Consider the following 12946-nt stretch of genomic DNA (forward strand, 5'->3'; position numbering starts at 1 on the left):
TTTTTGCGCCAGAGGCCGCCCTCTCCCTCTGGTATACCGATCTGACATATCCGCCCTGTGGGCATGCTGATGAACCGCTTTTTCTCCTCTGCGCTCCTCCTCGCGCTCGCCGCCGGGGCCTCTGGCGCCGCCGCCCAGGACAACGTCGTGATCACGACGGCCGTCCCCTTCCTGCAGATCGAGCCCGACAGCCGGGCTGCGGGCATGGGCATGACCGGCGTCGCGATCGCGGACAACGCCTACGCTCCGTTCTGGAACCCCGCCGGCCTGGCCGGGCAGGAGGGCACCGAGGTCTCCTTTACCTACGCCCCGTGGCTTCCCGCCCTCGGCGCGGACCTCTCGTTCAACTACGTTTCCGGCAAGCACTCGATGGGCAAGGCCGGCACGCTCGGGGGCCACTTCACCTACTTCAACCTGGGTGAGCAGCAGTGGACGGACGAGATCGGCAACTCGCTGGGCGACTTCAAAAGCTTCGAGCTGGCCGCTGGCGCGAGCTACGGCGTGGAGGTGGGGAAAGGCCTCTCGCTCGGCGCGGGCGGGCGCGTGATCTACTCCAACCTCACGGGCGGCCAGGAGGTGGACGATGTGGAGACGCAGGCGGGCCTGTCCTTCGGGCTCGACCTCGGAGCGATCTATAAGCTGCCGGAGATCGACGCGGGCGGTGTGGGTGTGACGCCGAAGCTGGGCGTGAACCTGGCCAACATGGGGCCGTCCATCAAGTACCTGGAGAACGGCATCCCGAACGCGATCCCGACGAACCTCCGCTTCGGCACGGGCATCGACATCGACCTGGACGAGTTCAACCGCGTGACGGTCGCGGCGGACCTCAACAAGCTGATCGTCTCGCGCGACCCGGAGACGGGCGAGTACGACTCGTTCTTCGAGGCACTCACGTCCTCGTGGGGCGAGCGGATCGTGGACACCTCTGGCGGTACGCAGGGCTCGTGCGACTCCCGCGCGGCGGACGACAACGCGACCAACGACTGCGAGCTCATCAGCGGCTTCCAGCAGCTCACGCTCGGCGCCGGCCTGGAGTACTGGTACAACGACCTCCTCGCGCTGCGGACGGGCTACTTCTACGAGGACCCGGCCAACGGCAACCGCGAGTTCCTGACCTTCGGCGCGGGCATCCGCTACAACGTGGTCGGCTTCGACCTCTCGTACATCTACGCGCTCGCGGACGACTCACCTCTGGCGGACCAGCTGCGCTTCTCGCTGCTGCTCAACGTTCCCCGCTGATCGTGAGCCGCTTCGGCTTTTTGCTCTGCGCGGCGCTGGCTCTTTCGGGGGCCAGCGCCGCGCAGGTTTTGGCCCCGGCGGCCAGTCCTGCGCCAGAAGCGGACGTAGCGCCAGAGGCCTCGTGGCTAGCGGTGATGGCCTCTGGCGTGCACGCGATGCCGATGCGTGAGCCGACGCGGCGTGTCCTGCTGAGGCCCATCGTGTTGGACCTCCGCGGGCCGGAGCCGCCCGCGTTTCAGATGGCCCCGATGCTCGGCGAGCCGCCGCAGGTGCGCCGTTCGCGCGAGCGACGGCAGAGGGAGAGCGGCGACTGAGCCTCTGGCGCCAGAGGCGCGGGTAGCTTCGGGCGGCTTCCTCGCAGTCCGTGCCCGACCTCCTCGCAACCGCGCTCTTTTTCCTGACGCTGCTGACGGTCGTCGGGGCAGGGGAGGCGCTGCGCGCGTGGGCGGGCTGGGCGCCAGAGGCTTCGCGGCGATTCGTGCACGCGGCGACGGGGATCGCGGTGGCGCTGTGTCCGCCGTTCTTCTCCGGGCCGGCGGGGATTTACGTGCTGGCGGTCGTGTTTGTGGGCGTCAACCTCGTAGCGGTTCGGCGACGGCTGTTCCTGGGCATGCACGGGATCGCGAGAGAGACGTGGGGGACGGTCGCGTTTCCTCTGGCGCTGATCGTGGCGCTGTATCTGTGCTGGACGCTGGACCCGGAGCGCGTCTACATCCTCCGCGCGGCGTTTCTCGTCCTCGCGATCTCGGACCCTCTGGCAGCGTGGGTCGGCGGGCGGGCCTCTGGCGGTCGCTACCGCGTGAACGGGCAGACCAAGACCATTGCGGGCTCGGTCGCGTTCGTGGTGAGCGCGGTGGCCCTGCTGGCACTGTCTCTAGCGTTTTGGGCGCCAGAGGCTCTGAAGCTCCAGGCCTCCGGCGGAGCGGACTGGCGCTGGATCGGTGCGGGCGCGCTCGTCGCGGCGTCGCTCGCGGGCGCTGCCGAGGCGTTGGGCGTGCGCGGCTGGGACAACCTGTGGATCGTGCTCGCCGTGATCGTCGGGCTGACGGCGATGCACGAGGCGCCAGAGGCTTCCGGCGTCGCGCTGGCGGCGTTGAGCATTGCGGTGGCGTTCGGGTTGCTCTCGGTGCGAGCACGGTTTCTGGACCTCTCGGGAGCGCTCGCGGCGGGGCTCTTGGCGTGGGCGGTGGTGGCGCTGGGCGGCGTGGCATGGGCGGTGCCCGGCTTCACGTTTTTCTTCGCCTCCAGTGTTCTCTCCCGCCTCGGGCGCCAGAGGAAGCACGCGGCGGAGGCGAAGGCCGCGAAAGGGAGCCAGCGCGATGCCGCGCAGGTCGTTGCCAACGGGGGCGTAGCAGGGTTGCTCCTAGCGGCTACGCTGTTCGCGCCAGAGGCCTGGAGTGCAGCACTCTACTGGAGCTTTGTGGGGGCGTTTGCCGCAGCGGCGGCGGACACGTGGGGCACGGAGATCGGCACGTGGATCGGCGGGCCCACACGCGAGGTGCTCCGCTGGCGGCGCGTAGACGCGGGCGAATCCGGCGGCGTGTCGTTCGGCGGCACGCTCGGCGGCATCGCGGGCGCCACGCTCGTCGTGGCCTCGGCATGGGCGTTCGCGCTAGAGGCCTCGTTTGGAGCGGCCTCTGGCGTCGTGCCCTCCGGCGCGGCTCTCGCGCTCGGCGGCGGCGTGCTCGCGGCGTGGGTGGACAGCGCGCTGGGGGCGACGGTCCAGGCCCGCTTCCGCCTGCCCGACGGCTCGCTCACCGAGGCTCCCACGCGCGGCGGCGCCGCGCTTCCGCTCGCCAGAGGCTGGCGGTGGATGACGAACGACCGCGTGAACCTCGCCTGCACGCTCGTTGGCGGGGCGCTGCCTCTAGCGGCGCTGCTGTCCTGGGGCTGAGACGTGCGGGCCTCTGGCGTCAGAGGTGGGGACGGACTTGATTCCCAGAACCGAGGCGCACGCCAGAGGCCCGAATCGCACCGCGCCTCCGTTACCTTCGTGTCCCCCTCCCACACACCCCCTTATGGAAACCCCGACCGTGGCCGCCGCCACCCCCTGGTACCGCAAGCTCCACTGGCAGATCATCCTGGGTCTGCTGCTCGGCCTGCTCTACGGCGTCCTCGCCGCGCAAAACGGGTGGGGCAGCTTTACCACGAACTGGATCAAGCCGTTCGGGACCATCTTTATCACGGCGCTGAAGCTGATCGCGGTCCCGCTCGTTCTCGCGAGCCTGATCACGGGCGTGGCCTCGCTGAGCGACCTGCGGAAGCTCTCGCGCATTGGTGGCAAGACGATCGGGATCTACCTGCTGACGACCGCCATCGCGGTCACCATCGGCGTGCTCTTGGCGGACGTGGTCCAGCCCGGTAACGCGTTCTCGCCCGAGCTGCGCGAGGACCTCGTGAGCGCCTTTGGAGGCGACGCCGAAAGCCGCGTGGCGAGCATCGACGAGGCAGGGATCCGCGACCGCGGACCGCTCCAGTTCCTGGTGGACGCTGTTTCGGACAACGCCTTCGCGTCGTTCTCCAACAACGGGAGCATGCTTCAGGTCGTCGTCATCGCGATCCTCTTCGGCATCGGGCTGGTGCAGATCCCGCGGGAGCGCGCCGCGCCCGTCCTGGCCTTTTTCGAAGGGCTGAACGACGTCGTGATCAAGCTCGTCGACATCGTGATGCTGCTTGCGCCGATCGGCGTGTTCGCGCTCTTGGCAGACACGATCGTGAGCACCGCGGGAGACGACCCCTCGGTCATCCTCGAACTGCTGGGCGGGCTCGGGAAGTACATGGCCGTGGTGCTGCTGGGGCTGGGGATCCACACGTTCGTGGTCTACCCGACACTGCTCAAGCTGTTCACGCCGCTTGGGCTCAAGACCTTCCTCGCGGGCATCGCGCCTGCACAGCTCGTCGCGTTTTCCACCTCGTCCTCTGGCGCCACGCTGCCCGTGACCATGGAACGATGCGAGGAGGAACTGGGCGTGAGTGAGGAGATCTCCAGCTTCGTGCTACCCCTCGGGGCGACGATCAACATGGACGGCACGGCGCTCTATCAGGCCGTTGCGACGCTGTTTATCGCGCAGGCATTCGCGCTCGAACTGGGCTTCGCCGCGCAAGTGACCATCGTGCTCACGGCCGTCCTCGCGAGCATCGGGACGGCCGCCGTACCGGGAGCGGGCATCATCATGCTCGTCATCATCCTCGAAGCCGTCGGCGTTCCCGCCGCGGGCATCGCACTAATCCTGGGTGTGGATCGTATTCTAGACATGTGTCGCACAGTAACCAACGTGACCGGCGACGCAACCGTTGCCAGCGTTGTCGCCGCGAGCGAAGGGCAGCTGTTTCCGCCCGACCAGAGCGGGAAGGGCGACCGCCTCCGCAGCGTTGGCGAAACCGCAGACCTTGTCCCCACCCGCCGCGAGGCGGGCATGATCTAGTGCCCCCACACCCGCCGAACCGTCTCTCTAGCCTCTGGCGCGCCTCGGCTCGCGCCAGAGGCTTCTTTTCTCAGGCGGCCCTTGCGCTAGCCATTGCTGCCCTCCTCGCCTCTGGCGCACGCGCGCAAGCCACGCCAGAGGCCGACGGGGACCGGCTGGTGCGAACGGAGGAAGGCGCGCGCCTTTTCGCCGAGTCGCACCAAGCGCTGGTGGACTGGAGGCTCGAGGAGGCCAAGCGCGGCTTTGCGCGGTTGGGCGAGATGGAGCCCGGTTCGCCGGCGGGCGCGTACGGCCTCGCTAAAACGGCGCTGTGGGAGGCGCTCGTGATGGAGCGTCCCCCGTTCCCACAGCGGTTCTTCGCGCTGAACGACTCGCTGGAAGGTGTGTTGATCGACATGCCGCGCGGCCTCTGGCGAACGCACCTGGAAGGGGAGCGCGAGTTGCAACGCGCGCTGATGTACCTGCGGCAGGAGTCCTTTGCACGGACCGGCCGCGCGTTCCACGGCGCCTGTGGCCGGTTCAAGGAGAACACCCGCGACGCCGCCGAGCCCTTTGCCGAGTCCTACCTCGGTCGCGGTGCGTGCTTGGTGGCGGCCGGCTCGGTTCCGAGCGAGTACAAGTGGGTGGCCGCGCTGCTTGGCTTTAAGGGCACCGTCCCCGACGGCATCGACGCCATCCAGGCGGCGATCGACGAGGCAGAGATCGCGACGCCAGAGGCCGTCATCCTCCTCGCGCTTGTGGACGCGGCGCTCAACGAGCGCGGCGCGGGCGGCACGGAAGCGTTGGGAGCCGTCGCAGCGGCCAACCCCCAGAGCGTGCTCTTGGCGTACCTCTACGGCACGATGCTCCTCGAAACCCGCGACGCCCCTGGCGCCGAGCGCGAGTTGCGCCGCGCCGCAGCCCTGATGGCGACGCCAGAGGCCAGCCCGCTCCCGTACGTCGACTACCACCTCGGACTGACGCTGTACCGCCAGGATCGCTTCGAGGAAGCCGCCGAGCTGTTCGAGAGCTACCTGCGGGCCGCTCCCGGCCGCGCGCTCGTCGCCCAGGCGACGCTGCACGCCGGTCTGGCATACGAACTCACAGGCGACCGCCGGACAGCTGAGAAGCACTACCGTCGTGTCCGTGCTACGCGCGACAACGACAGCGACCAGCAGGCCGAGCGCGAGGCTGAGCGTCGCCTGGCTCACCCGTTCACCGCCTCCGAGCGCGCCGTGATTCTCGGCGCCACGGCCTATGATGGCGGGCGCAACGAGGACGCGATCGAGGTGCTACAACCCGTCTTCGGCGATTCCGACGCGGATGAGACGCTTCGTGCCGAGGCTGCGTACCGCACCGGCCGCGCCTACCAGGCCCTCGGCAACGACCGCGAGGCGCTCCGCCACTACGGCTTCGCCATCGCCCGCCCTGGCGATCCTCTGGCGAAGTGGGGCCCGTGGGCCGTCTACCACGCGGGCGAGGTCCACGAGGCCGCTGGCGACATAGACGCCGCGCGAGAGGCGTACGAGCGCGCGTTGGAGAACGAGGAGGAATTCGATTACCACAAGTCCCTGGAACAGCGGGCCAAAGCCGCTCTCGGTCGTCTGGACCGCGCCGAGTAGGGGCACCCTCGCGCCTCTGGCGTGTTCATCCCGCATCACACACGTTTGCTGCCATGCGAGCTCTGCTTTTCTTCTCCGTTGCTGTGCTCGTTGCCGCCGCGCCCGCCAGAGGCCAGGACGCACCCCTGATCTCCGCCGTCCCGTCCTCGACGTTCTGCGAACTGCCGGCGCCGGAGCCCGACGACATCTACGAGGGCGTCAACCGCCTGCGTGAGACGGCGCCGCTGAAGAACGGGGGAGGGGCCACGTTCGAGGTGGACTACACGGGGTTCACTCCGCAGGCGCAGGCCGCATTCCAGTTCGCCGTCGACATCTGGGCAGCGCACATCACCAGCCCGGTCCCGATCAAGATCGCGGCGAGCTTTGAGACGTTGCCGGCCCGCGTTCTGGGCTCTGCAGGCGCGGGCTGCATCCACGCAGGGGGGGCGCTGCCCGTCCCGAACACGTGGTACCCTGCAGCTCTCGCGGACGCGCTCACGGGCGTGGATCAGTACAGCCCCGGCGGCCCGTGCGGGCCGGATGACATCGTTGCCCGGTTTTCGAGCAGCCGCAGCGACTGGTATTTCGGAACGGATGGCAACCCACCGCGCCAGCAGATCGACTTCGTGTCGGTCGTGATGCACGAGATCGGTCACGGTCTCGGCTTCGCGGGGAGCGGCACGGTCGATGACGGGGAGGGAACGGCAGAGTGCAACGGCACTGACGGCTTCGGGTGCTACGGCCTCGGGGCGGCCCGCTTCCCCATCGTCTTCGACCGCTTTATGGAAGACGGTGAGGGCAATTCCATTCTTGATCGGGAGACGTACGCCAACCCCTCCCTCGCGCTCGGCGTCCTTTTCCAGAGCGGGAGTCAGAGCCCGAACGATCCTCGGAACCTCTTCTACGACTCGCCCACCACGTTCGCGATCTACGGCAACCAGCGCCCGCCCATCTGGGCTCCCGCCACGTTCGACCTGGGCTCATCGTATTCACACTGGGACGAGGTGGTCATCCGCCAGGGTGACATCAACGCGCTGATGACGCCGCAGATCGCGCAGGGCGAGGCGTTCCAGGACCCCGGCCCTCTCACGTGCGCGCTCATGCAGGACATCGGCTGGAGCCTCGCGCCCGCGTGCGCAACCCTTGTCGACACGCCGAATGAGAGCGGGCCTCTGGCGTCTGGCCTCGGCATCGAGTTCGCCGGGCCCAACCCCTTCCGGGACGCGACGGCCCTCCGCGTCCGGGTGGATGCGCCGGAGACCATCCGCGCCACGCTGTACGACGCTCTCGGCCGCGAGGCCGGCGTGCTCTACGACGGCCCGGCCTCTGGCGACGTCACGCTGCGAGTTGGCGGCGACCTCGCGCCGGGCATCTACGTCGTCCGGGTGCAGTCCGAGACAGAGACGGTGACGGAGCGCCTGGTGCGCGTCCGTTAGACGACACGAGTGGGCCTCTGGCGCCAGAGGCCCGTTTGGGCTGCAAGGTCCGCCTGCTTACGCGCCGGTCGGGCCACAAAAAAAGCCCCTCCACCAGATCGGCGGAGGGGCTTTACTCGTACGCCCGAGAGGATTCGAACCTCTGACCTTTGGTACCGGAAACCAACGCTCTATCCAACTGAGCTACGGGCGCAGCGTGCCCCAAGATAGGGCGAGACACAGGCCGCGCTCAGCCTCTGGCGGCGGAATGTCTGTGAACCGCTCTCTACCGAGCGCCTCTGGCGCCAGAGGCGTCCGCTGAGCTAACTCGCGCCGACGCGGGCCAGAACGTCCGCTACAAGCCGGTCCAGGCGCCGCTGGTTCGTGCCGAGGTCGCTACGTCCCACACGGCTCGCGCTGCGGAGGTGGAGGATGGACGCCTCGCCAGAGGCGCCCGGCGTGACTTCGAGCGCGAGGTCGTCCACGAACGGGCCCGTGCGGTACGTCGCGCGCAGACCGCCGGCGGTGAGCGAGATCTCATCGGCGCGGCCGGAGAGAAGGCTCCGGTCGGTGCGGACGGCGGCTTCGGCCACGCGGCGGACCGTAGAGGCGTCGGCGGGAATGGAGCGGCTGAGCCGCGCGCAGTTGGCGTAGGGGCCGCACGGCGCCAGGGGCGAGTCGGCGGCATCCACCTCGGGGCGGGAGCCGGTCTGGCGCGAGAGGATCATGCCGACGCCCGCGAGCGCCGTTACGGCCAAGAAGAAGCGCTTCACAGGGATGCGGTGGTGGTCGGGGCCTCGCCGGGCTCCGCCTGTTCGAACTCGTTGCCCTCGTTGTACTTCGAGGGGCACTTCACGAGGATGTTGTCGGCCATGAACACCTCGCCTTCCATGCGGCCCTCCACGACCACCTTTTCGGCGTCCTCGAAGTTAGCCGGCTTGGGGTTCGCGTAGATCACGCGGCGCGTGGTGCCGTCCTCGTCCGCCATCGTGAACGTGAAAGTGTTGGCGCCCGGGTCGTACGCGACGGGCTGCGTCGGCAGCCAGGTGCCCGCCACGTGGGCGTCGCGGCCGCTGGTGGAGGCCTCGGTAAACGTCTCGTAGCCTTGCAACGTGTCGCCAAAGCTCTTCACGACGAAGAACCCGAACACGCCGATCAGCGCGAGGAGGATGATGGTCTTGGGCTTCATAGCACGCGGGGGCGTGGGGAAGAGGGGCCTCTGGCGCCAGAGGCCAAAGGGGTCAGGCGTCGCGGCGGTCCAGTTCAGCTTCAACGCGCGCGAGGCGGCGTTCGGTCCGCCAGAGGAGCAACAGGATACCGACCCACACGACGAGCACGACGGCGAGCACGACGGGGAGCTTGTTCTCCGCGAGCATGACCCGCTCGATAGGCTGGACCGCCTGAACGGCCTGCACCGCGGCGGTGTCGAGAACGGCGATGGTGGTGTCGGCTTGCATCAGTCGGAGGCGGCCTGGGAAGCCTGAAGGCGGAGGTCGGCCGCAGCAGCGCGTACGCGGATGGTGTAGATCCACCACGCGAGGAGCAGGAACCCGATGCTGCTGGCGTAGAACACCCAGCGCATCTGCGGCGCGATGTCCATCTCGCTAAAGGCCGGGTTGCCTTCGGCGCCGGGATGCAGGCTCTGCATCTGGCGGGGAAGGACGTACGTGAGGTAAGGCAGGAGAGCGGTCGCGAAAAGGGCGTAGACCGCCGAGAGGCGGCCTCTCATGCGCGGCTCGTCCACCGAACCGCGTAGCACGAAGTAGGCGCCTGTAATGAGAAGCTGCACCGCCACGAGGTTCTGCCGCGGCTCCGGGCTCCACCACAGCCCCGTGCCCTGGTACCACGTGAACCGAGCCCATACCACGCCGGTGACCAGCGCGACGACGCCGAAGCCGGTCGCCACGATCCACGCCTGCTCGGCGCGGACGTCGTGCAGCCGCTCGCGCGTCCGGAGGTAGCGCCACGAGTGCCACGCGCCGACAAGGCTCGCGAGGTAGAGCACGAACCACATCGGGACGTGGAAATACAGGTTCCGCGCCGTGTGCTCCAGAATGGGGAGGTTCGAGACATCTCCCGTGATGCCCAGTACGAGAACGACGGTGATCCAAACGGATACCACCACGCCGAAAACGCGGTACAGAGGGCCGGGCGTGCGGAGCCGGAGCGAAGTCGAGTCCATGAGCAGGGGGGAGAAGCTGTCCAACGCGGCCTCTGGCGAAATGTGCTACGGGACGCGCTGAAAGACCGTGAATCGGACGGGAGAACGGAGGGTGAGAGGGGGGACGCCGAGATTTGGGTTCCGCCAGAGGCGAGGCAACACACCCCAACGAGGAGCCGACCTTCCAAGGGCCACCGGGCTCCCCTTCCGCATCACGCCGTACGCATCATCCAGGCGCAAGAGGCCCACCCAACCGCGATCTTCCCACTCCTCCTCCCTCGTTCCCATGACCACTCTCGGCCTCACCGGCGGCATCGGATCCGGCAAAACAGCGGCGGCCGCACGGCTCGCGGAAAAGCCCGGCGTCCGCATCGTCTTTGCAGACGACGTGGCAAAGCGGCTCATGGTGGAGGACCCCGCCGTGCGCGACGCCGTGCGCCAGCGGTTCGGCGCCGAAGCCTACCGCGAGGACGGCACGCTGGACCGCGCCCACCTCGCCTCTCGTGTGTTCGGCGACGAGGTTGAACTCGCGGCGCTCAACGCCATCGTGCACCCCGCCGTACGCCGCGCGATGCTCGCCGCCATCGAAAGCGCCCGGGCCTCTGGCGTCCGCCTGCTCGTCTACGAAGCCGCGCTCATCTTCGAGACCGGCGCCGACCAGATCCTCGACCACGTGGCCGTTGTCGACGCGCCAGAGGCGGTCCGCATCCAACGGGCGACGGCCCGCGACGGCGCCACGCCGGAGGCCGTCCGCACCCGCATGGCCCGACAGATGGACCCGGCCGAGATGCGACGCCGCGCTAATTCCGTTCTCGAAAACGGCGGGCCTGTGGCCGAACTGCACGCACAGGTAGATGCGCTCTACGAACGGCTCCTGTCGCCAGAGGCTTCGCCCGGTGCCTCTGGCGAGCCGCCCTCCGCGCCAGAGGCGTCCACCAGTTCCGAGAGCGGCACGATGCGGTAGCCGCGGCGCGCGAGCTCCGGGAGCACGCGACGCAGGATTTCCGGCGCCTTTGTCCGGTCGCCGATGCCGTCGTGCAGCACGATCACGTCACCCGAGCGCACCTCGCGCAGGATGTGCCGTGCCTGCACGCCGACAAACGTGAGTTGCGGGTCGTTGGAATAGATGGAGCCCAGCGCGATCCGGTAGCCCTCCGCCTCGGCGGCTCTGAGCGCACGCCCATCGTAGAACCCCGTCGAGGGCCGGTACCACCGCGGCTCGCCAAAGGCCCGCAAGAGGCGGTCGGTCCGGGCGATGCTGCGGCGCAGTTGGGACTCGGAGAGCAGGATGCCCGCCATCGGTCCCCATCCGTGGTTCGCCACCTCGTGCCCCTCGTCCGCGATCCGGCGCGTGAGCGTGGGGTTGGCCTTTACGCGCTCGCCCATGAGGAAAAACGTGCCTCTGGCGCCGTGCTCGGCCAGGAGATCCAGGACCGCGTCGGTGTGGCCGGGCTCCGGTCCATCGTCGAACGTGATCGCGATCAGCGAGTCGCCAGAGGCCGGGACCGAGAACACCGCGCTCGGGCTCCGGCGGGCGACGGACTCCACGACGCCTCGCGATGGGATGCAGCCAGCGACTGCCAGCAAGAGGAGAAGGAGGAGCCTCTGGCGGAGGGGCATGAGAACGGCGCGTGGCGGCTGAGAAGTGGAGGGTACGGATGTGCGGCACGTGTGCGTTCCCCCTTTCCCGATGCCCTAAAGGCCGGACTGCAACCCTTTTCGGCCGTACGGCGTTGGGAACCGAGCCGGCGCCAGAGGCGGCGCCTAGTTTCCATGTCGACCCCCAGACTACCCTCCTACATGCGCAAGATTCTACTCTCGTCCCTCCTCACCGTCGGCCTGTTCGGCTGCAGCGGCACCCGCGATATGGGGGACATGACACCTCCGCCGCCACCGGCGCCGACCGCACCAACCCAGGCTTCCTACGAGCCCATGGCGGAGTGCGACAACGGTAAAGCCGGGGAGTACGACTGCGGCTCCGTCGACCTCGTCTCCCACATCTCCGTTGAGGAGATGGGATCTGGCCGCGGCAACGACATCTGGGGCTGGACCGACAGCGAGACCGGCATCGAGTACGCCCTCGTCGGCATGGACGACGGGACGGTCTTCGTTAGCCTGGAGAACCCCGCATCGCCCCTCAACCTCGGCAAGATGCCGACCACGACGGAGGCTTCCGTGTGGCGCGACCTCAAGACCTACGCGGACCACGTCTTCGTCGGCAGCGAGGCGCCCGGCCACGGGATGCAGATCTTCGACCTCACGCGCCTCCGCGGCCTCTCCGCAGACCCCGCGCGGACGTTCGAGCCCGACGCGCTCTACGAAGGCTTCGGCAGCTCCCACAACATCGTGATGGATGAGGAGAGCGGCTTCGTCTACGGCGTCGGCGCGGTCTCCAACGGCGTCGGCACGACGCTCCCGGCCTCTTGCGGCCCCAAGGGCTTCCACGCCGTGGACGTGCGCGACCCGCAGAACCCGAAGTTCTCGACGTGCTTCTCGGACGCTGAGCGCGATGTCGCGCCCCGCTCCGGCCCCGGCTACACGCACGACGCGCAGTGCCTCGTGTACGACGGCCCCGACGCGGACTACACCGGCAAGCAGCTCTGCTTCGCCGCCAACGAGGACGTCGTGACCATCTTCGATGTCTCGGACAAGAGCAACGTGACCATCATCTCGATGGCGAACTACCCGCGTCACGCCTACTCCCACCAGGGATGGCTGACCGAGGACCAGCGCTATTTCCTGCTCAACGACGAGCTGGATGAGATCAGCGGCAACTCGCCCACGCAGCGCACGCTCGTGTTCGACTTCGAGGACCTCGACAACCCCTCGTTCGCGTACGAGTGGGACTCCGGCCTCACGGTGATCGACCACAACAACTACATCCTGGGCGACTTCTCGTACCAGAGCAACTACAAGGCGGGTCTCCGCATCATCGACGTCTCCAAGGTTGCTGAGGGCACGCTGACGGAGGCGGCGTTCTTCGACACGTTCCCGCAGGGCCAGGACGTCCAGTTCGGCGGGCAGTGGAGCAACTTCCCGTACTTCGACAGCGGCCTCGTGATCGCGAACGACAGCCAGAACGGCCTGTTCGTGCTCAAGCCCAACCTCGACGGGCCGAGCCTCTAA

The 12946-nt window shown here is 68.3% G+C and carries 13 protein-coding genes and 1 tRNA gene; 8 read left to right on the forward strand and 6 right to left on the reverse strand.

Going from position 1 to position 12946, the window contains the following annotated elements:
* Positions 1-69 precede the first annotated feature (69 nt).
* The 6 genes from porV (at position 70) to BSZ36_RS02300 (ending at position 7680) form a co-directional block, all read left to right on the forward strand.
* Entirely contained in the window at positions 70-1239 is a 1170-nt protein-coding gene (porV, locus tag BSZ36_RS02275) for a type IX secretion system outer membrane channel protein PorV (protein ID WP_179270974.1), read from the forward strand.
* A gap of 68 nt (positions 1240-1307) precedes the next feature.
* Positions 1308-1553: a hypothetical protein gene (locus BSZ36_RS02280; RefSeq protein ID WP_179270975.1), complete on the forward strand. Its 246-nt coding sequence runs from the start codon at positions 1308-1310 to the stop codon at positions 1551-1553.
* Positions 1554-1603: 50 nt separating this feature from the next.
* Positions 1604-3133, forward strand: coding sequence for a DUF92 domain-containing protein (locus tag BSZ36_RS02285; RefSeq protein ID WP_094545585.1), 1530 nt, complete (start codon positions 1604-1606; stop codon positions 3131-3133).
* A 124-nt stretch (positions 3134-3257) separates the two neighbouring features.
* On the forward strand, positions 3258-4664 hold the full coding sequence (locus tag BSZ36_RS02290; RefSeq protein ID WP_094545588.1) for a dicarboxylate/amino acid:cation symporter: 1407 nt from the start codon (positions 3258-3260) through the stop codon (positions 4662-4664).
* Positions 4664-6265: a tetratricopeptide repeat protein gene (locus BSZ36_RS02295; protein ID WP_094545590.1), complete on the forward strand. Its 1602-nt coding sequence runs from the start codon at positions 4664-4666 to the stop codon at positions 6263-6265. Before BSZ36_RS02290 ends, BSZ36_RS02295 begins: the two co-directional genes overlap by 1 nt.
* A 53-nt stretch (positions 6266-6318) precedes the next feature.
* Positions 6319-7680, forward strand: a complete 1362-nt coding sequence (locus BSZ36_RS02300) for a T9SS type A sorting domain-containing protein (protein WP_094545593.1) — start codon at positions 6319-6321, stop codon at positions 7678-7680.
* A 119-nt stretch (positions 7681-7799) separates the two neighbouring features.
* On the opposite strand, the gene BSZ36_RS02305 is transcribed toward BSZ36_RS02300, so the two are convergent.
* From BSZ36_RS02305 to ccsA, 5 genes are all read right to left on the reverse strand, one after another.
* A tRNA-Arg gene (locus tag BSZ36_RS02305) sits at positions 7800-7873 on the reverse strand.
* Positions 7874-7982: 109 nt separating this feature from the next.
* Positions 7983-8432 (reverse strand): DUF1499 domain-containing protein, encoded by a 450-nt coding sequence (locus BSZ36_RS02310; protein WP_094545596.1) that lies wholly within the window; start codon positions 8430-8432, stop codon positions 7983-7985.
* Positions 8429-8848, reverse strand: a complete 420-nt coding sequence (locus BSZ36_RS02315) for a cytochrome c maturation protein CcmE domain-containing protein (protein ID WP_094545599.1) — start codon at positions 8846-8848, stop codon at positions 8429-8431. Before BSZ36_RS02315 ends, BSZ36_RS02310 begins: the two co-directional genes overlap by 4 nt.
* A gap of 52 nt (positions 8849-8900) precedes the next feature.
* Positions 8901-9116: a CcmD family protein gene (locus BSZ36_RS02320; RefSeq protein WP_094545602.1), complete on the reverse strand. Its 216-nt coding sequence runs from the start codon at positions 9114-9116 to the stop codon at positions 8901-8903.
* The gene (ccsA, locus tag BSZ36_RS02325; RefSeq protein ID WP_094545605.1) at positions 9116-9841 is read right to left on the reverse strand and encodes a cytochrome c biogenesis protein CcsA; all 726 of its coding nucleotides are present in this window, start codon (positions 9839-9841) and stop codon (positions 9116-9118) included. The genes BSZ36_RS02320 and ccsA overlap by 1 nt, the downstream gene beginning before the upstream one ends.
* A gap of 265 nt (positions 9842-10106) precedes the next feature.
* Between ccsA and coaE the strand changes: the two genes are divergently transcribed.
* Positions 10107-10784: a dephospho-CoA kinase gene (gene coaE, locus BSZ36_RS02330; RefSeq protein ID WP_094545608.1), complete on the forward strand. Its 678-nt coding sequence runs from the start codon at positions 10107-10109 to the stop codon at positions 10782-10784.
* On the opposite strand, the gene BSZ36_RS02335 is transcribed toward coaE, so the two are convergent.
* Positions 10682-11440 (reverse strand): polysaccharide deacetylase family protein, encoded by a 759-nt coding sequence (locus tag BSZ36_RS02335; protein WP_094545611.1) that lies wholly within the window; start codon positions 11438-11440, stop codon positions 10682-10684. The genes coaE and BSZ36_RS02335 overlap by 103 nt on opposite strands.
* A gap of 180 nt (positions 11441-11620) precedes the next feature.
* On the opposite strand from BSZ36_RS02335, the gene BSZ36_RS02340 reads away from it, so the two are divergent.
* Positions 11621-12946 carry a choice-of-anchor B family protein gene (locus tag BSZ36_RS02340; RefSeq protein ID WP_179270976.1) on the forward strand — a complete coding sequence of 442 codons (1326 nt, stop codon included), beginning with the start codon at positions 11621-11623 and terminating at the stop codon, positions 12944-12946.

It is taken from the genome of Rubricoccus marinus, assembly GCF_002257665.1.
GTDB lineage: Bacteria > Bacteroidota > Rhodothermia > Rhodothermales > Rubricoccaceae > Rubricoccus > Rubricoccus marinus.

Coding starts and splice junctions, on each gene's coding strand:
- porV (WP_179270974.1), top strand. CDS start 70: ATGAACCGCTTTTTCTCCTCTGCGCTCCTCCTCGCGCTCGCCGCCGGG.
- BSZ36_RS02290 (WP_094545588.1), top strand. CDS start 3,258: ATGGAAACCCCGACCGTGGCCGCCGCCACCCCCTGGTACCGCAAGCTC.
- BSZ36_RS02300 (WP_094545593.1), top strand. CDS start 6,319: ATGCGAGCTCTGCTTTTCTTCTCCGTTGCTGTGCTCGTTGCCGCCGCG.
- BSZ36_RS02315 (WP_094545599.1), bottom strand. CDS start 8,848: ATGAAGCCCAAGACCATCATCCTCCTCGCGCTGATCGGCGTGTTCGGG.
- BSZ36_RS02320 (WP_094545602.1), bottom strand. CDS start 9,116: ATGCAAGCCGACACCACCATCGCCGTTCTCGACACCGCCGCGGTGCAG.
- ccsA (WP_094545605.1), bottom strand. CDS start 9,841: ATGGACTCGACTTCGCTCCGGCTCCGCACGCCCGGCCCTCTGTACCGC.
- coaE (WP_094545608.1), top strand. CDS start 10,107: ATGACCACTCTCGGCCTCACCGGCGGCATCGGATCCGGCAAAACAGCG.
- BSZ36_RS02335 (WP_094545611.1), bottom strand. CDS start 11,440: ATGCCCCTCCGCCAGAGGCTCCTCCTTCTCCTCTTGCTGGCAGTCGCT.
- BSZ36_RS02340 (WP_179270976.1), top strand. CDS start 11,621: ATGCGCAAGATTCTACTCTCGTCCCTCCTCACCGTCGGCCTGTTCGGC.